Consider the following 19223-nt stretch of genomic DNA (forward strand, 5'->3'; position numbering starts at 1 on the left):
CCGGAGCCCTGTAGCCCCGGCTTTCAAGTGAAACTTGCGTTTTCACCTTGCAGGACCATCGGCATCCCTGCCTGTATCCTGAATTTACAATACCGTATTATCGTAAGAATACCAACATGTTTCACACTCCGAATTGAAACCTTCCATGGTGCTGAAAAAAAGGCACAATCTGTCCGACATCCGTTATAGTGTTCCTAAGTGTAGCGGAGGTCGCGAAAATGAAATTCGATCCATACGAGTATATTGGCGTCGTCGTGCCGGGTAGCGTTTTGGTGCTTGCGATCGCATTGATTTTTCCCGATCTGGTGCCAAGCATTACGTCGTCCCTCTCTTTGGGAGATCTGGGTCTCATGGTCATTTTGGCATTTGTCGCAGGCCACTTCGTGCAAGCTGGTGGAAACCTTTGGGAGACCATTGTCTGGAAACTTCTTGGCGGAATGCCTTCCAGCTCTGTCTTCAAACCGAATTCTAGATTGCTTTCCCCGGGCCAGCAGGAACGGTTAAAGTCCAAGTTGACTGACGATTTCGGACCTGACGCACGAGAGGGACTTGCGGTTGGACGTGGTGCGATGAGGGAGCTGTTCGTCAAAGTACGGCAAAGTGGCAGTATTGATCGGATAGAGAAATTCAACCGCAATTATGGCCTTATGCGCGGAACTGCGGTTTCCTTCTTGGTTTCCGCAGCACTGGTCTTGGTTTTTGACCCAGATCACACCGAGATCGCGTTGCTTTTGCTTGGTGTCGCTGGAGTATTCACATACCGAATGGTTCGTTTCGGAAAGCATTATGCACGCGAAGCGTTTGCCGAATATCTGCGAATTTCTTCTGCCAAAGATACCGACTGAATCTCACCTGACACTATTCCATTGCCGCAATACATGTCTCTTTTTCCCCAACAATGACCATCACGGCTGGACGGCTTTCGGAAGCCAGATCCAGCGCAAGTTCATTGATTTGCACATGATCGACAAGGCTCGGTGTTGCTGATGCGCCCTTTGGATGGCTGTGCCACTCTCCAACATAAGTTAGCTGATGCATGACGCGCGCTGAGACCTGATCAATAGCATCTCTGAGCCCACTTACGCCCCTCACGAACTCGGTTGCTGCAAACGAGCTATCGGCCGGAGGCGGCAGCATATGTGCTATTTCAACTCGTTTTCGTCTGTGATCAACTATGCCCAAAAGGACGCCTCCTGTCTCGCATGGAAGACCCTGGTCGCGCGCAGACCTAAGTCTTGCCTCGACGGCGGCGGACATCCTGATTGTCCAACCGTCGATTTCGACCATAATGGAGCCCGCGGAGACTTTGATGTGCCTATTCTGCAAAGACCCATCGTAACCAATCGTTCCGACAGTGATTGATGCCGACGGCTCGCTGACGACCTTCCTAATGGATTTTGTTGCAGCTGCCGACAGCAGTGCCGCATCAGATGCGCATAGTCGGTTGCTAACCGACCTGCACTGCCCGCTTGAAACTACAACACGATTGGGATCGGAAAGGTGGTCTGCAAAGTCGTCGATTTGAGCAACCTGAGCATAATATTCTGCTTCCAAACATGCGAGATCACAGTGACCAGCCTCATCTTCGGCCAACACAACATAGGCGTTTCCCAACGGGTTGAAAAATGCGGAAACCGCTCGGCCTCGGCTTAGGCAATCCGACAAATCGCGGCTTGCCCCGACAGACGCCGTAAAGTCAAATACGATCGAGGAGCTTGAAAGCGCTTGTTGAACCTCTTTGTCAGACTCTGAAGAGTCCAATTTCGATCCCAGAGCTTTGACAACAAAATCAGCTGAAATGTCTTTGATATGCTTTGCAATCTCAGATGATTTGAGATGGCTGATAGATGACGATGTTAGAGTATGTCGCGCAAGATTGTGAGGCAAAAGTCTATCGTTATCGATCAACGTAATGCGTTCGAACGCACCTTCTCGTACTAGATTGATTGTGATTTGGCTCCCGATAGAACCAACACCGAGAATCGTTGCATGTTCTGCAATGAGTTCCAGTCCTGACATTGCTCTTGCGAGATGGTTTTCAAAGGAGCCGAACGAGTTGGCTGACATGAAGCCAACCTTGGCGAGCGCGTCTGCATCTAGTTCCCCACGCGTAAGCCTCAGAACATAATCACTGCCGACGTCTGGGTCAGGTGGCAGCAGTATGCCTAGACCTACTGCAATGTCTGCCACGCTTTCACGCGCCATAAGCCAATAGCTCTCATATCTATCTAACTCTGCGTTCCTGATCGCAATGTGGATGAGCAGATTGGCTGTCTTCAACTTGTCGTGCTCAGCACCTTCTAACGAAGCCCAAAAACTAGAGAGTGTGTCTCTCAGCTGCGTCAGTAGTTCGTTGTCGGTGCTTGAGACTGACTGACTAAGCTGCCCAAGATTGCTTGGAGGGCGCCACATCGCACCTGTGTTGTTTGCTACACGTGCAAGCGAAACAACGAGAAATGGCGTCCAAATCTTACCTTCGTCCGGAGGTGGCGCATCATCGTACGCATGACCAAAATACGTATTGGATCCTTCGTCCCCTTGAACAATTGCAAGGAACAACGGATGCGACTCTTGTTCCAGAATTTGTTTTTCTATGGTTGTTCCCACAACGATTGAAGCCGGTGAAGGCAGGAACACTGGGTCTTGGAATTGGAGCTCATCATCCATGTTTCCTGTGATTGCTCGTCTGAACCAAGACGCAATGCGCCTGACAATCTCTGCGCCATTGTAGTCACTGGAAGCATCTTCCCAAGCGCGATCATCAATGCACAACGCTACTTGCGCATCCGTGGGGGCGTCAATTTCAAGTCCGAAGGTATGCTTGGTCATGGGAAACGACGGCCGAAGCGAAGCAACTGCTGGTGCACTGCCCTTTAGGAACATTACCAAAAGAGATTCAACGGGTCGCACATCATAAGCGGGCTCTTGGTGTGTACCGGTTGGAAACTCAATCTGAACACCTTCGACGCCTTCAGAGAGGTCATAGCATCCAACCAAACCAATTTCATCATTGGCATGGTGTTCTATGAATTCCAGAAATGATCGCGCTAGATCACTAGTGATCGCCTTCGCAGCCTTCGCCTCCTTATTGATCGAATGAGCGGACGGCTCTTCGCCTTCATTCAGGCTCTCAAGCTCCACGTTTCAACCTGAGCGTACTGGTTTTGATGTTGAACCTGAACCAGCCACAGCAGGAGACGATAGCGCTAGGCTCACGCCAAAAGCAGTAATGCTGATTTTCGCTGGTTTCTTCGGTTTGTCCATTGTCACGACGAAATCACCCTTACGTTTGGCTTGAATAGGGCGGTAGTAGGCTGCCGCTTGGCGATGGGGTGGTTGTTTGTCGTCCTCTTTAGAACCCCTTGTTGGGATCTGCTTGCTTGAAGAAACAATGATTGAACGATCTTGCCCCTGTTCTTCAATCAGCCAAGCTACCTCGGAGACGGGTGTTGTTTTGTCCACCCCACGGTCATTAACGTTGAGCGCTTTGTACGAGCAGTGGTGGAAGAGCTTCAGCAAATCCCATTCCAATCGGTCTTCGTTACCGTGCCTTATGGTACTTTTGACAATCTGAGCAAGCGTGTCCGAGTTCACATCTGATCCCAGAAGAGCGCGAGTCTTGCGAGTGCCCTCAATAAAAGTTGCTTGAACGACAATAGAATGCTCGTTTCGGATGATTTCATCGTCATCGTCTTGAACCCAGGACAAAGGGCAATGCACAAAAAACTCGACCTTTTCTTCACCTTCGACTGAGTAGCCTGGAATGGTTTGGCCTGCGTTGACAATGCAATCCTTGCGCGACGCTAACGTGAGCCCCTTGCCCACCAGCCAGTCTTCGAGGATTTTCGGCGAAGAAAATACACGAACACCTTTGCCTTCTAAGAGTCGGTGTTTTGCCTCTTCGCGCACAAGACGCGAGTCGCGTGTCAATCCTTCTTCAAGGATCGCCGCGGCTGGCACCCAGAGCTCGTCCACCTTAATTCGGTCGTCATCCTGATATTTCTTGGCGTGTTCGAGCCAAAAGACTTCGCCAAAACCATGACAATGGTCATCGTCGACATGGGTTATACAGAGCGCCGGAAGTCTATAGGGCGCAGAACCAAGATCATTTTTGATAGCACTCTCAAGATCGAAGTCGATGTCTGAGCTATCGGATCGTCCCATATCGGCGAAATCGAAAAGAACGCGTCGCCCATCTGCAAGCGTCAATCGTGTCGTGTCTGCGTTCCCAAGCGGGAAAACTTCAATTGTTGCTGTCATTTTCCTGTCCTTGGTAACGAATTGTAAACTCTAGGTGATGTGGGAACAAAAGTAGACCATTACAAGCCCTTGTGGAAAAAACTGCCCTTAACCCATCTTGAGCGGATTTTGGACGCCCTGCAGTTGCGGCGGTATTCAGAGTCTGGAGGAATCCGAGAAATCTCAGATTTAGGGCTTCCCGCGCTTTTCGAACCAGCTCTGGCAGAACTTGATAAAATGACGCTCCGGGTGCTTCGGTTCGATCTCTTCCTTGCCGCACCATGCCCGCCATTCCTGTTCAATCATCCGTACATCCCAGCCGGGGGCGGCTGTACGGGCATCGTGGTAGGCTTCGGGATTAAGCGACCCCTCATACATTTCAACGACAGGCATCGGCACAGTACCCTTGCTGCGAAACACGACAATGTTGCCCTCGAGGGACGGGTCGTAATCCGGAAAGTGGTCGTGCTGTTCACTGTCAGCAATGATGTTGCTGATCAGCCGTTTGAATTCTTTGGCTGACGAATGCGATCCACATTTCAAGCGCAGCTTTTCAAGTCCGATCCGCCATTCCGACGATTTGCCGCAATGCTTGCGGGCAATCTCATACATCCGCCGCTCAAGCGGCTTCTTCAGTCGGAAGTAGTCCCGGCTGATGGTCAGCACCTCTTTCGCCTGAATCGCATTAAAGACCCAATCCGAAAGCGTGACCTGCACTTCCTGCAGCACGCCATCATTGTCGCGCCGGATCGTCTTCGCACTCTCAACCAGACCAAACACCTGCCACTGTCGCTCTTCTCCGGTGTGAATATTGGTCTTGATCGAAGTTCCGCGAAGCCGCTCTAAAGCATCTTCTGCACGACCGTAGGCGCTGCCACCGGCTGGCTTGCCGGTCGCCACGATGTAATCGCTGACTTTAAAGCTGACGGTCTTCGACACCTCCCTGCCCGCGTTCAGAGCCGCAATCAGTTGAGAAATGCAGAAGATCAGAATGTCCCGATCAAAGACCGTGGCCAAGCCCTTCGCAGAAGGTGAGATTTCGATGTAGTTGTCGCCGTTCTCATAGCGCCGTGTTTGATGATCAGGCTTCTTTGAAATCGAGAAAACCGGATGCTCCATACCCGCCATGTCGCTCTTTGGGGCGGCATCAAAGATATCACAAATGAACAGATCCGGTTGCTGGAACCGATCTGGCAGAAGCGGATGGGTCAAACGCTTCACTGGCTTATCACCCACCGTTGTCATGTTGCTGGCCTATCACACACCGATTCGCATCCTTACTGGCTTATCACACACTAGTGGCTTATTACCCACCACGTCAATCCATTGGCTTATTACCCACCTATTTGCTAATTTTTGCTGGCTTATCGCACACCGAACATAGAGCCAAATCTAGAAACTCAATGAATTCATGCCATTGACTTGTGACACACCGAACGATGGCTTGTGACACACCGAACGATGGCTTATTGCACACCTCTCGATGGCTTATTACCCACCGGCAGATTTGTAAGGCGTTGATATCATGAATTGAATCAGAGGTTTTTAGTCCGTAACCCCTTATTCTAACACATATATAACACCCTTGATGTGCAGAAGCACGTATCATCAGACCTGCCATTCAGAGGCAGTGAGGAGATTCTGCTAAGAATGGAATGCGCAGTTTGGACCGGGTTCGACCAAATCAGTGGATGAACTTCATCAGAGTAATCTCGATCTTTATCTGCATATTTCATCTTGCCCTAAATATCCTCGGGGGAGGCGCGGAGCGCCGGGGGCAGACAGCCCCTACCGACAAGCGAGAGAAGGGCCGCCTTGCGGCGACCCGATCTGCTTATTCGGTCACGTCGCCTTTGCTTGGCTGAAAGGCAACCAGCTCGGTGACACCAACTGGAAAATCGAGCTTGATCGTGAGGAAAGTTTCGCCGGTATCCCGTTTGGTGTTCTCGAATACAGCGCCAACGCGGCGGTATGTTGTCTTCTCGGTGCCGTTGTCGTCATACTTTACAGGAACGGTGAGCGTGTAATGTGTCATTGGGTTTCTCCTTGTTTCGATGAAGGTGAACAAACGCATTGGATGAGGGTGCGGCGCAGACTGAAAATCGGAGGCTCCCTTGGGAAACCGTTTTTCTGCTTGCCGTGGCCACGCCACGGTTACGCCAAACCCGCGATGCGTCACCTCCATCTTTCCAGAAACCAGGAGAGCAAAACCCAAGGCTCTTATACGCCGGTCTCTGCCTAAGTTTGGCATCGGCCAGTAACAGACATCGGTGATCCCGCTTGAAGCGCGGGATCGATGGCCAAACGGACGCCGTGCCCTCCGCTTCGCTCTAGGCACGTCGACATTTTTTCCAATGGTGTTGTCCGCCCAACAGACCTGGCCTGGCCGGTCAATCGGCAAGCGCCCGGCTAAAGCCAGTCGTCGCGTGGCAGGGCCGTGTCCTCGGCTCACGCCTGCGGGCCGCACCACCCCTGCCCCACGACCGTTGACAGTCCATTCCAGGCCCGTGGGTCGGGCTTACGCCCTCACCACTCTGTTTCCGTCCGAAATATGCATTTCGGCCAGAACCAAAGAGCCGAGGCGCAGCCCATCGGCGGAAAGAGGTCACAAGACCCGACCGCATCACCACAAGGAGGCCAAGGATGGCTGACACGGTTGAAGACCGGACGCGAGATTGCGCCCGTATTGCAGAACAGAATGATGCCTTCCGAAAGGAACAGATTGGCGGCGGACAAGGGAAATGGGTCTGGACCCAAGCCGTTGACGCCGAGGGGATGGACTTTGTCCTGACCTGCATTGCCGCCGTCGCGGCATATGATGATTTCACCGAAGATAACGACCCGTTCGGAACCCACGAAATGGGGTTCATGGACGTGTCCGGCAAAAAGGTCTGGTGGAAGATCGACCTTTTCGACCGCGCTTATCATGGCGGTTCACCAAATCCCACGTCGCTCGCAGATACGCGCCGCGTTCTGACGATCCTTTTTCCGAGTGACTACTGAAATTGGCCACCCCGCAGGAGGGGTGCGCCAAAGGCGCTGCCTGCGTCGGAACGGAGGTGAACACATGACCAGAGCAGTTATCGAGCAGCGCAAACGCGAAGCAATCGCGCTTGTGAGAAAGGGAGGTCTCTCCGCAAAGATCGGCCTCGCCTTTCTGAAACAACACGCCGCCTAAGCGGCCTCGCCTTTCTGAAACAACACGCCGCCTAAGCGGCCTCGCCTCACCCCAGCAGGGGTAGGGCATCCTTATCAAAATCAACGCCACAACACAAGGAATGTCCCAATGACCAAGCAATCCAAAATCACCGCAACAGAGGCCCGCTTTCCGCTGGAAAAGCTAACCCTCTCACCCATGAACCCACGCCAAGACGTGCCGGAACATGACGTTATTGAACTCGGAGAGAGCATTTGGGCCGCTGGTCTTATCCAGTCCATTGCAGGGCTGTCAGGCAAGAAAGATACCGCAGAGATTGTCGCGGGCGGACGCCGTTTGCGCGCCCTGAATTATCTGGCCGAGCGACACCCAGACTTGGCGACCAAGCGCCCCGAACTGGCAAACCCGATGGTGATGTTGGCCCCTGATGCGGAAACCGCCGAGGCATGGGCCAACATGGAGAACGTGGCCCGCCGCGATCTACACCCCGCCGAGGAAATCCGCGCCTATGGTAAAATGGAAGCCAAAGGCGGCACCGTTGGGACCATTGCTCGCGCCTTCGCAGTGAACGAAAAGCACGTCTACCGCCGCCTTGCATTGGCACACCTGCCCGATGCGGTGCTGGACGCACTTGCCGCGAACGAAATCAGCCTGTCCAACGCAGCCGCCTTCACGGTCAGCAATGACGAGAAGATGGCCCTTGAGGTCTTGGAGACGGTGCGGGGCGAAGGCTACAGCGATCATCAGATCAAACAGATGATCAAACCTGACAGTGTGCGCGGGTCTGACCGACGTGTGATCTACGTGACCGAGGCGGGCTATGACGAGGCCGGTGGCCGCAAGACCGCTGATCTTTTCAAGGAACAGACCTTCTTTGACGATGTGGCGTTGCTGGACGAACTGTTTGACGCGAAGCTGTCCGAGGCCGTTGAGACGTTGCAAACCGAGGGCTGGAAATGGATTGAAGCGATCCATGACAGCTACCTTTGCCACTATAACATGGGGCTTGAGAAGTTTGGCCGGGTCTATGCCGAAGGCGGCGATTTGGCCGAAGAAGAAGGCGAACGCTACGACGAATTGGCAGCCCTCGCCAATGGTGGCGTGCTGGACGCCGCAGGCGAAGCCGAACTGGCGGTGTTGCAAACGATCATCGACGGGGAATACACCGACGAGCAACGCGCTTATGCGGGCCTCTATGTCTATGTGGACGGCAACGGGGTCCAGTCAGTTAGCGGTGCACTGGTAAAGCCAGAGGACAAGAAGGCCGCGATTGAGGCTGGTGTCCTGCGCAAGTCGATGCATGGCAGCAGCGGCAGCGATGGTCCGAAATCGCCTATCTCGCAAAAGCTGCGCGACGACTTGAACCGCGTGACCAAAGGGGCGCAACAGCACGCGGCCCTGCGCGATCCTGACCTTTTGATCGACCTTCTGGCCTATCAGTTGAGCCATCACCTGTTCTGGAATGATCCGTTCGGGATCACGACCACCGAAGTGCCGAATTGGCCCTCTACAGAGGCCGAAGGCTACGCGCTGGACGAGCGACTGACTACAAACCCGCCCCGTAATATGATGGATTCCAAAGACATTGCCGCATCCTTCCGTGCGTTTCGCAAGAAAGGTGTAGAGCATGTTCGCGGCGAATTGGTGCGGTTCCTTGCCGCCCAATTCAGGGGCGGCGACGAGAAGCTGCAAGCGCTTGTGGCAAAGTCTACGAAGCCCAACACCCGCGAAGTCTGGACCCCGACAGCGGCGAACTTTTTCAGCCGTGTGGGCGGTCCCTACATGGTCGAGATTTGGCGCGATCTTCTAGAACTGGCGGAAGATCACCCAACCGTCACCACCTTTGCGAAGCTGAAAAAGGGCGAGAAGGCCGCGAAGCTGGAAGCCTTGTTCACGCATTCCGACCTGCGCAGTGCTCTTGGTGTCACCGAGGCGCAGGCCGCACGGATCGACGCTTGGTTGCCCGAAGGCATGGAGTGAGAGCGGCGGCAGGGCGTTCGCGCCCTGCCCCTTTCCTGACAGGAGAAAGACCGATGGCGTTCGAGAACGATACCAATACCGGCAGAGTTGCGAAAATGGTCGAGAGCTTTGCCCTGATCCAGAAATCGGCCAAGTCCAATCGAGAGGACGCAGACTCCTTGGGGGTTATGATGCGCCCGCTGATTGCAGCGCTGACAAAAGCAGGGGTGATGGGTGCGCCCGTCGATGCCCCAAAGGGGCAGGACGCGCCCACACTTGCCCTTACAGCAGGCCAGCGGGCCGCGCTGCACCTTGCCGACCGCGCGTCCTTGGCGCGACCTCACCGCCGCCCTGTTGGGACGGCTTGAGGCCCACGAGGCGCGCCTTGCCGAAGGCTGCGCGGCTTCCGATGACGGGAGCCGGTGAGATGCGGTTCAAGAAGACGCCCACATTCGAGTTTACCGATACACCGCGTAAACGGGCGGCACTCCGGCGCAAGCAGCGGCGGGAGCGCGATGCCCTGCCGCTCTTTGCCGAGCAGATCGCGGCGGAACAGCCGAGCGGGGACGAGGAAATGTCACTTCGTGCCGAGTTGTCAGACGCACAGGAAATCCGGTGGCGTTCAGATCGCGCCGCAGAGTGGCGCAAAGCCCGCCGAATGATTGACTGTCTGCCCGCCGAGGAACGCCTTGCGATCCGGCGCGTCTGGGACTGCGCCCCATACCCCGCCGACCCAAGCCGCCTCTTGAGCGTGTTGCACAGCTGCAGCCTTGGCAAGGTCGACCTGAGACGCCCGCCTTTTCCGCTTTCCGAGACAGATGCAGGCGGAGCGAGGATTGCCAACCTGTTTGCCACACCTGACCTGTTTGTCACCGTCCTGAAGGCCCGTGACATCGCTGAAGACCCTGACAGTTACCCGCTGGCCGAACGACATGCGGCCTATCACCACCTGCAAGCAGCTGCATCAAAGAACAAAGACCGCAACCGGGCCATGGCCGACCGCGTGTTGGCGTCCGACCTGTTCTTGCGGCTTGGTGAATTGGAGGACGTTCATGCCTGACCGTACATCCCGCAAACATTCAGTCCCAAACGCTCGCCGCCAGGACCAAGCCGGTGCGCGGGAGGGAATTCGAAAGATCGAGGGAAAAGCCGTCGCGCGCATTCTCGATGCCAAAACACGCGCCGTCGTTGGCCATCTCTATGAATGGAACACAGGGCAAATCGAACCGAAGTGGAAGGACGATATCGAGCGTGAGGACGTGATTTACGACTATGCCTGACTTCATCGACCATGCACCCACAGACTGACAGTTTCGTATCCTTGTGGTGAGGATCAACTTGGCCCCGCTTCGGCGGGGTCCTTTTTTGGTTCAAGCTTGCTATGATGCTGCAAGCGCTCCACACACCCCCGAAAGGGCGGCTCCCAGCCCTGACCTACCAGAGTGCTGTGGCCAGTCGAACGTCCGCTAAGCGCAGCAGGACTTGCCGTCTTGGATTGGTGGACACGGAACTGTTGCGTAAGAACAGTAGACGCAGCAATCCCCCTTAAGTGGCTTCAAGACGGTCTGACATGACTTGCATTCATAGAACCACTGGCACGCATCTGTCGACATCGTCTCGGTTTCGATGTGCCCGCAAGATGGACAAGTGAGCATAGACTCCAAGACTACTTTTGCTTCTTCTGTCGCCATATCGCGTACCCCGTCAGTATAAGAAATCCCGCCAAAACCGGCAGCAAAACAGCATCGTTGTAAACGGCACCAAGTAAGCCTGTCAGGCCAAGTGCGGTCAGTACGATCGGCAAGAGCGGCGTGAAGCAACAGAGGATTGCCAAGATCGTGCCACCCACTCCGAGCGCCAATAATTTGTTCTTCATCGGGTCGATCTCCACAAATCCCACATGAAACTCTGTGCTGACGCCTCCCAGAGCGGCGAAGATAGCGCGATCAAAAAGGCGATGGTTGCCAGTGAGGTCCAGACAATTGCGGACCGCCGACGCGCTGCACATGGCCTGCGGCAAAGCACCTGATACCAAGCCCAAACAAGCGCAATCGCTAGACCGACAAGGATGAACCCTCGGTACGCGATGAATGGCCCCAGCATGGTGAGCGATGCACCGCCGAGACCCAGAATCGAGAGACCGATAGGCAAAATACAGCATGACGCCGATAGCAGCGCCAAAAGTGATGCGAAGGGCATCACAAGTCGAGCAGCAACGCCGGATTTTGCCACCGGATGTTGATTTGCATTCATGTCCATTATGCCTTTCTAGTTCCTGTAGCCACTACAGGAGCAAGCAAAATGTTCACAATCGGCAAGGCGTCGGAACAAAGCGGCGTGAACATCGAAACGATCCGGTACTATGAGCGTGAGGGGATTGTTTCGAAGCCTGGTCGCTCAGCAGGTGGACGTCGGCTCTACTCGTCCGATGAAATTGCCAAACTCAGGTTCGTGCGGCGGTGTCGCGATCTGGGCTTCCCGATCTCGATCATACAGACCTTTTTGTCGCTCACTACGCATAGTGACCGATCCTGTGGTGAGGTGAAAGTCATGGCCGAGAACCATTTGGTTGAGATAAACGCCAAGATTGAGAACTTAGTGCGCCTCCGAGAAGCGCTTTTGAGCCTTTCCAAGAACTGCGACGATGGCACTGCGGCCTGTCCCATGTTGGACGCCTTGATGAAGGATGGCTTTGGCGACGACCTACGCTAGCAAGGCAGCCGGTAGTTTTGGATTCGCGAACTGTTACTTTGTTCCGCCTTGCGGACCTTGTCCAAACTGAATGTTAGCGGTTCGAGGCGTAGGCTTGTCCTGTTAGCACCATGATTGGCGATGTCCGCCGCTATACCTTCGGGCCAGCCCTTCCCGCACCATGACATCGGCCACGTCCTGGCCATCTAGCATTAGCTGCGCCAGATCGCGTCCGTATTGGTCGCGGCGCGGCAGATAGGCCAGTCGTGCCGATGATGCCCGGGCCAGCAATTCGCGAAGCCGTTCTGTCGCCGCGTCTCCCCGCGCACGTTCTGCGTCGCATTGCGCACGGTAGGTTTCCGGTGTGTCGAAGCCAACGAGGCGGATGGTTTCACCAGCGAGGCGCACCGTGTCACCGTCTACCACCGTCAAGCGGTTTGGATTGACGCTTTGTACCGTGGTCGTTTGTACCCGCGCCGTCGCTTGTTTGGGCGTGTCAGGATCATAAAACCACAGCCCAAGAAGCACGAGCAGTAAGCAAGGAAACAACACCCCGCGTAGCATTCGCGGTCGATGCCTTTTCCATGGTCGGAACCGGTTAGATCGCATTCTGGGCCGTCTCAGCATGGCAGGATCGCGGACCTCCTAAACGGTCTTCAGTGACAGAGTTATCGCGCATCCAATATGTCCGTTTCTGACCTTTGATCCAAGGAGTATGCCCCTCGCAGGTCTGTCCCACCGATCCTTTTAACGGCTTCGCAATCTACGGTCACATGAGTTGATCTGTCCGGGCACTCATCCTTGGCTGTGTGGGCGCGTGAAAGTAATGTCCACAAGAGAAAATAGTTCGGGCGATCCCTGTCAATTGCAATATGTCATCAGAGTGATTTTCCGATCACCATCGCTCACCCCCTTGGTTTCTCTTTTGATGGGGATGAATGGAGCGCCTGAAGAATGTTCCTTCAGCTCGTCTTCGAAGATCCGCACCTACGGTTGCGATCACGAGACCCTTTGAGCTTCAGCAAGCAGAAAAAACGCCTACGGCTCGGCTTTCACCCTGCGGGCGAACCTTCCGTTTTTCCACCTGCATCCTTCATTCCCTCCCTTCTTGTTTATCCCCATCGAAACCAAGGAGATGAACAATGGCAATCGACGGAAAAATCACACGCACTGACGACGACGCAATCACCGGCTGGATCGCTTCACTGACCTTCGACGTGGACATCACGCTCACAAAGAACCCACACAAAACCAAGGAGACGCACCCGGACTTCGAAATCACCACACGCACCCCGCGCAACCGTATCATCCGCATCGGATCGGCCTGGGAACAGACCAGCCAAGCGGGCAACGACTACCTCTCCCTCTCGGTCATGGTGAACGGCCAGCAGGTCCGCGTGAACGCTCTGCGCACCGAGGAAGACCCCGAAGGCGAATACCGCCTGGTCCCACTGGCTGGCTAAGGCCAGCCAAGGGGCGACCCAGGCCGCCCCCGACCCCAAACAAAGAGCAGCGGGTGCAAAACCCGAATGCCATTTACTGAAAACTCCGTTGCCTCCCTCCCGGGCGGCGGCTTTTTCCAGCGACAAACACGCAAAACATGCGAGGATCGCGGCATGAAGGACAAACCCGATCCACGGCACCGCCTGCCCAAGCGACGCCTGACAGAGACACGCCGCATCGAGACCCCGGAAGTCATCACTTCTGTCGGCTTGTTTTGTCGCGCCGTTTCGTTACTCTAAGGGCATCCATCGGTGGTCTTAACCACCGTCATTGGTCGAAAATCCAAAGCTCAGCTTAAATGAAAGGTCGTCCTATGTCTGATGATATGTCTCTCGATCTCCCAAATGAATATCCGTTCAAAGGCCCAACAACCGCTTCTTGCCTCATTCAGGCACTGGGGTTGTCACAAACCGACGCTGCGGTCTTCTTTTCCGTGCGCCGTGACACAATCAAAAAATGGCAAAGCGGTAAGATGAATATGCCGGAAGTCCTGCTAGAGAGAGGATTTGAACGCTTGTCGTTGTTGATGAAGCTGGCTGCTGAGATCGCCCAGGACTACGTAGAACATGCGCACAACGAAAGCATCTATGTTGCTTACATCGGCTTGCCGACAACCGAACAAATGCGACGCGGCATGTTGCCCAGCTCAAAGGGATTTTATGAGACCTTTTTCGGAATGATCATGGCACACGCGCAGTCAGGCGACGACAGCAAAGGCGGGTTAACGATGGCGATCTGTGAGCCATCCGAGGACTTAGACTCTACGAACATGTGGTTACCACGTCTTCTTGCAGAGGACATCGACTGGTCCTGTATTTCCATGGTTGACGAGGATGATCTATGCGTCAGAGCTGATCTGGATTTTTATGCCTTTCTGCGTGAACAATTGAAGGCACTGAAATTCACCGCCAAAGGCATGACCGAGCAAAATTTGGAGTGGGCGAGTGGTGGTCCCTTCATTGACATCCCATACCTGCCCGATTGGCTGCATGAGGCGCATCCTGAGCTTTCTGAACCAGAACTTGAGTTGTTGGATACCCATATTCGGCTCAGAATCCCTGGATATGCAAAGACCACCGATCAGCTTCGCGGTGACAATGAAGCAACTATATTTTTTGTAGGCCCCGACGGTATCATTCCGGTTTTTGACGCAACAGAAGGCCCAGAAGACGCCGATATGAACGCGTTGAACGCTGCCCTGGCTCAGATCATCGACGATGTGTTCGGGTCAATGGAAGCCTTGTGGCTGACCGTTCAGAAACAGGTTTAGGTTCGAGCGGTCCTTCACTCTTCTCTTGTGAGAACAGATTTAGAACATCTATAGCAAGTTGGATGCGCCGAGTTTTCGATCACCCTTACCACGTTGTGCGGTATGACCTGCTTGGGAACATGCTCGATGAGCTGGCGCAATGCGTCCACTTCGATCTTGCACGCGCGTGTCAACGAGAAGCAGCGCGCATCTGGCCTAATGATGAGGTGGCGGTGCAGCACGGAATCCGTGTGATGGTGAAAATCAAAGGCCAGGAGCAGCTTTAGGGCCCCTGCCCCGTCTTTCTGACGGGTCACCGCGCATTCAGGCTCCAGCCGGCAGACCGGCTTGCGCCCGGAACACTGTGCCCTGCCTTCCCTGCGAACTTGGGCGCCTGGCCGCGTCTCTCCGAGCCACGTCCTGTCGCGTTCACATGGTCATGCAGAACACAGCGATCCGCCCTGACGGGTTTCAATTGCATGGGGCATCGGATCTTCGATCCGGTCTCTCCGGTCCCTTGGGGTTCGGACAAGCCGAACGCCACTGCGGTACGTTCAGGGTGGAGGCACCGCCTCCCCCCTCGGAAAAGTCCCCAAATCGGGTGTCCCCAACAACGGTCCCTTCGGGCTGCGTTGCTGGGCGATCCCCCTCCCGATTTCGGGACGTTTTCTCGCCCCCCTCCGTGCTCGCCGCAAGCAGATTTGCAGGAACAGCCGCGCAAGAGCGCGGTGCCTGAAATCCGCACCAAAGGGGCGAAGACCCCAAGCGACACCACATAGGAGAGGCCGAAAATGCCAATGCCAACGCTTGTTCACACAAAACACCTGACAGAAACCAATATTCGGGAATTGAGCGTCTACTACGACAAAGGCGGGGTCAATTACTGGAACTATGACCAGAAACCCAAAGGCATCTATTTCTCAACGGGCCTTTACGAGCAGGTGCCGGGGTCAGGCATCAAGTCTTGGAAGACCGGCCAGCCCGGGGATGGGTATGTCCTTGTCACCCCATTGGAACGCTATAGCCGGAAGGCGTTACGCCTTGTGCGCGAGCGTGTCGAGGAACACGCCGACCAGATTCACGCGATGTTTGATCATGGCGGCAACGTCGAAAACCTCAAGGCGTTGTTGCGGGGCGAGGAATTTGCCCCCGTGGAGATAGACGGCGACCAAGCCCCAGCTGAACCAGCGGAGGCTTGAGAGATGGCCAAGTCAATCACAGCAACCGTCACCCTCAATTTCGATGTTCCAGAGAGCTTGAACCCAGATCAGCAGAAGGAGCGGATCGCCGAAGACATCGGGCGTCTCTATGACGCCGATTCAACGACCGGCGTTGCTTGCACAGGCTTTGAAGTTCAGGGCCTCAAACGGCCTCCGATATCCCGCATTCACTTCCTTTGTGCTGGCTGCGGATCACCAGATGTTCGGGCAGACGCCTATGCCGAATGGGACGTGGTAGCGGGCGCATGGGTCCTGCACTCAGTCTATGACGAAAAGACCTGCGAAAAGTGCAGTTCAAGCTGCAGTCTGATCGAAGTGGACGAAGCAACGGGCATGGAAATCCAAGCCTTTGCAATGGTCGATGACAAGGACGTTTCGCGACAGGCACAGGACGGTGAAACACCGGCCTTCTATGACGTCATGGTGACGACCGATCCGACACCCGACGGTGACATTCACACGCTGCACGAAATGGACGACCTGTCACACGGCCAGATGGAAAAGACCTTGGCCGTCATGCAGGACACTTACCCGTTTGCGCCTGTTACTTGCCATTTCCGCGACGTGTGGGAGTCATGAGCCGCCCTGCCGTCCAAAAGTTTGTCAAAGGCCTTTCGGGCATATGTTCTTCCAAACATGCCGATGAGGTTCTCAGGGACTTTTGCGAGCTGGTCTTTTGTGCTCTTGCGAAGAAGGCCAGCCCATGGCCGGAGCAGCAAGACCAGCTTGAGGAACAATACATGAAGGTTGTGGGTCGCTACCGCGACAAGGACCACGTTCGCGCAATGCCGGAATTTATGGCCCTTGCTCTTGGAGAGATCGGCAACGGAGGGGTTGATTTTCTGGGTGAGGTCGCAGGTGAAAAGGGCGCACTGGACGGGCGCATGGGGCAGTTCTTCACCCCCTATCCCGTGTCGCGCCTGATGGCCGAGATGAACTTTCAGGGGGTCGAAGACATCATCGAACAGAACGGGTTTGTGACGGTTCAGGAACCAGCAGCAGGCGCGGGCGGAATGCTGTTGGCCCTTGCTGATACGATTGAGCAGAAGGGGTTCGATCTGGAAACGCAGGTTTGGGTTGAGGCGACCGAGCTTTCCCGCTCAACCTTCCACATGTGCTATATCCAATGCGCTGCGCGGGGTTTGGCAGGGCGGATCATTTACGGTAATTCTCTGTCATTGGAAACCTACGGCGTTGCCTTTACGGCGGCTGCGCCTGTGTTCTTCGCCAAGAGCGGAGACCCTTTTGCAAAACAGAAAGGCGAAGCAGCAGCTAAGGCTCAGGCGGACAAGGAAGCTGAAGACAAAGCCCACGAAGACCGCGCCTAACGATTGGAAGACATGAAGACTGCTCAGCCTATCAAGGGCGAACAGTTGAGCCTGTTCTAGAAGTCAGAATTTCGCATTTCATCTTGCCAAAAATATCCTCGGGGGAGCGCCCGAAGGGCGCGGGGGCAGATAGCCCCCTCCCTACCTATACGGACCACGATACGGTTCCCCAATAAGCTGGATATGTGGACATCCCAAGATGAAGCTGGTCGCGGTGAGCAGCGAGCGGAAATAGATGCAATGTGCCTTGTTCGTTGACCACAGCGTATGGGGTTTGCTGGCATAGTTGCCGGTCCCGACATGGCGTTGCAGCCATTGCCGGGTCAACTCGTTTGTCGCGGGGTCTGCACGCACGCTGAGACGAACGGGAAACTCCCGATCCATGATTTCATAGCGGTGTGGCGATTTACTTCCCATAATGGAGAACATAAGCAGAACAGATAGCGTTGATCCAGAGGGCAATGCGATCTGCGATCACGCCTAGCCTGGTCCCTTGGGGTTCGGACAAGCCGAACGCCACTGCGAGACGTTGGCGGCAGGGATGCCGCCGGATTTAAGCGAAATAGACAGACCCGTGTTGTCGGCTGCGCCTCCTGCCCGCGCCAGTCCGTCGATTTCGCTCAATTCCTCCTAATCCTTCCTTTCATCGCATTCGAGGTTTCAGGAGCAGGCGCATTCGCGCTGTACATCAACCCCGATCCATTGGGCGACAGACCCGAGCGACACCACAAAGGAGAACCGTCATGCCGAAATTTGATGTCTATACGGAAGTCACAAATCAGATCATTGAGGCGCTGGAACAAGGTGTGAAGCCGTGGGAATGCCCGTGGCAGAAGAACGCCGCCGCCCTGCCCTTGCGGGTCACCGGAGACAGCTATCGCGGGATCAACCATGTTCTGTTGAACCTCAAAGCATGGGCGCAAGGCTATCGCAATCCAGTCTGGATGACGTTCAAGCAGGCAAAAGACTTGGGTGGAATGGTGCGCAAGGGCGAGAAATCATCTCTTGTGGTCAAATATGGCACGTTCGAAGCGAAGGACGAAGCACCGGAAGGCGGGATGGAGGCCAAGACGCGGGGGTATCTGAAAGCCTATCGCGTGTTCAATGTGCAGCAAATCGACGGGCTGGACGATCAATTCCCGACAACTGACGAGGCCGAGCCGCTGGCAACGCGGCCTATTGAGCAGCTTTCGCACATTGCCGCAAACATGATCGAGAATATGGGCGTGTGCTATGCGGAAGGTGGGGACCGGGCGTGCTATGTCCCGTCTTTGGATAAGGTTCACATGCCCGAACTGCCGAAGTTCAAGGCGGCAGAGTTGTTCTATTCAACGCTGTTTCACGAATTATCCCATGCGACAGGTCACAAGCGCCGGTGCGATCGGACGAAAGAAAAGACGGGATCCAAGTTTGGGAATGCGGTCTATGCCTTGGAAGAGCTTGTTGCCGAGATATCGTCGGCGATGATGGGTGCGCAGCTTGGTTTTCAGCCGGGCCACATCGAGGACAACGCGGCTTACGTTCAGTCGTGGTTGAAAGTGTTGCGCGATGACAAGCGTGCGATTGTCAAAGCAGCAGCGGCGGCGCAGCGATCTGCGGATTATCTCATGGAGAAAGCTGGAGAGATTGCAGAGGTCGCTTAGGCCCCTGCTCTACCGTTGCAGCGGAGGTTTGTTTTTCAGATGCAAGTGAAGGCTGGCGCGTCGCCCAGGTTCATAGCCCGGGTTGTGTCCCCTATGGTTAACTCAACACGTTGAGTGTTGCGCAGGCCCTCAAGGATCGGATGCCAGACGTTTTCAGCCAGGTCACGCTTTGCCAGCCGTCCATGGACAAGTGGTGCGGTGATCGTCTGACCGTCGGGAAAGGCGAGCGTGGCC

22 protein-coding genes are annotated in these 19223 nt (G+C 55.0%); 14 read left to right on the plus strand and 8 right to left on the minus strand.

What is annotated here, in order from left to right:
* Positions 1-218: 218 nt before the first annotated feature.
* Positions 219-845 (plus strand): hypothetical protein, encoded by a 627-nt coding sequence (locus tag Z945_RS0105760; protein ID WP_025051161.1) that lies wholly within the window; start codon positions 219-221, stop codon positions 843-845.
* A gap of 13 nt (positions 846-858) precedes the next feature.
* Here the strand turns inward: Z945_RS0105760 and Z945_RS0105765 are convergent, their stop codons facing one another.
* The 4 genes from Z945_RS0105765 to Z945_RS0105780 form a co-directional block, all read right to left on the minus strand.
* On the minus strand, positions 859-3141 hold the full coding sequence (locus tag Z945_RS0105765) for a ThiF family adenylyltransferase (protein WP_025051162.1): 2283 nt from the start codon (positions 3139-3141) through the stop codon (positions 859-861).
* Between the two features lie 3 nt (positions 3142-3144).
* Positions 3145-4260, minus strand: coding sequence for a ComEC/Rec2 family competence protein (locus tag Z945_RS0105770; protein ID WP_025051163.1), 1116 nt, complete (start codon positions 4258-4260; stop codon positions 3145-3147).
* Between the two features lie 168 nt (positions 4261-4428).
* Complete coding sequence (locus tag Z945_RS0105775; protein WP_081780958.1) at positions 4429-5484, minus strand: replication initiator protein A; 1056 nt, start codon at positions 5482-5484, stop codon at positions 4429-4431.
* A 589-nt stretch (positions 5485-6073) separates the two neighbouring features.
* The gene (locus Z945_RS0105780; RefSeq protein WP_025051165.1) at positions 6074-6274 is read right to left on the minus strand and encodes a hypothetical protein; all 201 of its coding nucleotides are present in this window, start codon (positions 6272-6274) and stop codon (positions 6074-6076) included.
* A gap of 608 nt (positions 6275-6882) precedes the next feature.
* On the opposite strand from Z945_RS0105780, the gene Z945_RS0105785 reads away from it, so the two are divergent.
* The 5 genes from Z945_RS0105785 to Z945_RS0105810 all read left to right on the plus strand — a co-directional run bounded on the left by Z945_RS0105785 (position 6883) and on the right by Z945_RS0105810 (position 10635).
* A complete protein-coding gene (locus tag Z945_RS0105785) occupies positions 6883-7242 on the plus strand; it encodes a DUF3768 domain-containing protein (RefSeq protein WP_025051166.1) in 360 nt (119 codons plus the stop codon).
* A 283-nt stretch (positions 7243-7525) separates the two neighbouring features.
* Positions 7526-9376 (plus strand): ParB/RepB/Spo0J family partition protein, encoded by a 1851-nt coding sequence (locus tag Z945_RS0105795; protein ID WP_025051167.1) that lies wholly within the window; start codon positions 7526-7528, stop codon positions 9374-9376.
* Positions 9377-9429: 53 nt separating this feature from the next.
* Positions 9430-9723: a hypothetical protein gene (locus Z945_RS0105800; RefSeq protein WP_025051168.1), complete on the plus strand. Its 294-nt coding sequence runs from the start codon at positions 9430-9432 to the stop codon at positions 9721-9723.
* 59 nt (positions 9724-9782) lie between these two features.
* A complete protein-coding gene (locus Z945_RS19410; RefSeq protein ID WP_025051169.1) occupies positions 9783-10415 on the plus strand; it encodes a hypothetical protein in 633 nt (210 codons plus the stop codon).
* Positions 10408-10635 carry a hypothetical protein gene (locus Z945_RS0105810; RefSeq protein WP_025051170.1) on the plus strand — a complete coding sequence of 76 codons (228 nt, stop codon included), beginning with the start codon at positions 10408-10410 and terminating at the stop codon, positions 10633-10635. The genes Z945_RS19410 and Z945_RS0105810 overlap by 8 nt, the downstream gene beginning before the upstream one ends.
* 186 nt (positions 10636-10821) lie before the next feature.
* On the opposite strand, the gene Z945_RS20825 is transcribed toward Z945_RS0105810, so the two are convergent.
* Together Z945_RS20825 and merF are read right to left on the minus strand one after the other, a co-directional pair.
* Positions 10822-11046 carry a GDCCVxC domain-containing (seleno)protein gene (locus Z945_RS20825; protein WP_081780959.1) on the minus strand — a complete coding sequence of 75 codons (225 nt, stop codon included), beginning with the start codon at positions 11044-11046 and terminating at the stop codon, positions 10822-10824.
* Complete coding sequence (gene merF / locus Z945_RS20830) at positions 11022-11375, minus strand: mercury resistance system transport protein MerF (RefSeq protein WP_241434467.1); 354 nt, start codon at positions 11373-11375, stop codon at positions 11022-11024. The genes Z945_RS20825 and merF overlap by 25 nt, the downstream gene beginning before the upstream one ends.
* A 281-nt stretch (positions 11376-11656) precedes the next feature.
* Between merF and Z945_RS0105820 the strand changes: the two genes are divergently transcribed.
* A complete protein-coding gene (locus tag Z945_RS0105820; protein WP_025051171.1) occupies positions 11657-12067 on the plus strand; it encodes a MerR family transcriptional regulator in 411 nt (136 codons plus the stop codon).
* Between the two features lie 102 nt (positions 12068-12169).
* Here Z945_RS0105820 and Z945_RS19420 read toward each other — a convergent pair whose 3' ends face one another.
* Positions 12170-12574, minus strand: a complete 405-nt coding sequence (locus tag Z945_RS19420; protein WP_161634078.1) for a thermonuclease family protein — start codon at positions 12572-12574, stop codon at positions 12170-12172.
* Between the two features lie 614 nt (positions 12575-13188).
* On the opposite strand from Z945_RS19420, the gene Z945_RS0105830 reads away from it, so the two are divergent.
* The 6 genes from Z945_RS0105830 (at position 13189) to Z945_RS20015 (ending at position 17346) form a co-directional block, all read left to right on the plus strand.
* Positions 13189-13509: a DUF736 domain-containing protein gene (locus Z945_RS0105830; protein ID WP_025051173.1), complete on the plus strand. Its 321-nt coding sequence runs from the start codon at positions 13189-13191 to the stop codon at positions 13507-13509.
* Positions 13510-13662: 153 nt separating this feature from the next.
* Positions 13663-13788 (plus strand): hypothetical protein, encoded by a 126-nt coding sequence (locus tag Z945_RS20935; RefSeq protein ID WP_277618914.1) that lies wholly within the window; start codon positions 13663-13665, stop codon positions 13786-13788.
* Between the two features lie 74 nt (positions 13789-13862).
* The gene (locus Z945_RS0105840; RefSeq protein ID WP_025051175.1) at positions 13863-14819 is read left to right on the plus strand and encodes a hypothetical protein; all 957 of its coding nucleotides are present in this window, start codon (positions 13863-13865) and stop codon (positions 14817-14819) included.
* A gap of 770 nt (positions 14820-15589) precedes the next feature.
* Positions 15590-15997 carry a hypothetical protein gene (locus Z945_RS0105850; RefSeq protein ID WP_025051177.1) on the plus strand — a complete coding sequence of 136 codons (408 nt, stop codon included), beginning with the start codon at positions 15590-15592 and terminating at the stop codon, positions 15995-15997.
* A 3-nt stretch (positions 15998-16000) separates the two neighbouring features.
* Positions 16001-16597 (plus strand): hypothetical protein, encoded by a 597-nt coding sequence (locus Z945_RS0105855; RefSeq protein WP_025051178.1) that lies wholly within the window; start codon positions 16001-16003, stop codon positions 16595-16597.
* A gap of 161 nt (positions 16598-16758) precedes the next feature.
* Complete coding sequence (locus tag Z945_RS20015) at positions 16759-17346, plus strand: N-6 DNA methylase (RefSeq protein ID WP_161634079.1); 588 nt, start codon at positions 16759-16761, stop codon at positions 17344-17346.
* A 480-nt stretch (positions 17347-17826) separates the two neighbouring features.
* Here Z945_RS20015 and Z945_RS20595 read toward each other — a convergent pair whose 3' ends face one another.
* On the minus strand, positions 17827-17970 hold the full coding sequence (locus Z945_RS20595; RefSeq protein ID WP_161634080.1) for a hypothetical protein: 144 nt from the start codon (positions 17968-17970) through the stop codon (positions 17827-17829).
* Between the two features lie 119 nt (positions 17971-18089).
* Here Z945_RS20595 and Z945_RS0105865 point away from each other — a divergent pair, with 119 nt between their 5' ends.
* Positions 18090-18989, plus strand: a complete 900-nt coding sequence (locus Z945_RS0105865; protein WP_025051180.1) for an ArdC family protein — start codon at positions 18090-18092, stop codon at positions 18987-18989.
* Positions 18990-19223: the final 234 nt, after the last annotated feature.

The sequence above is a fragment of the Sulfitobacter noctilucae genome (assembly GCF_000622365.1).
GTDB lineage: Bacteria > Pseudomonadota > Alphaproteobacteria > Rhodobacterales > Rhodobacteraceae > Sulfitobacter > Sulfitobacter noctilucae.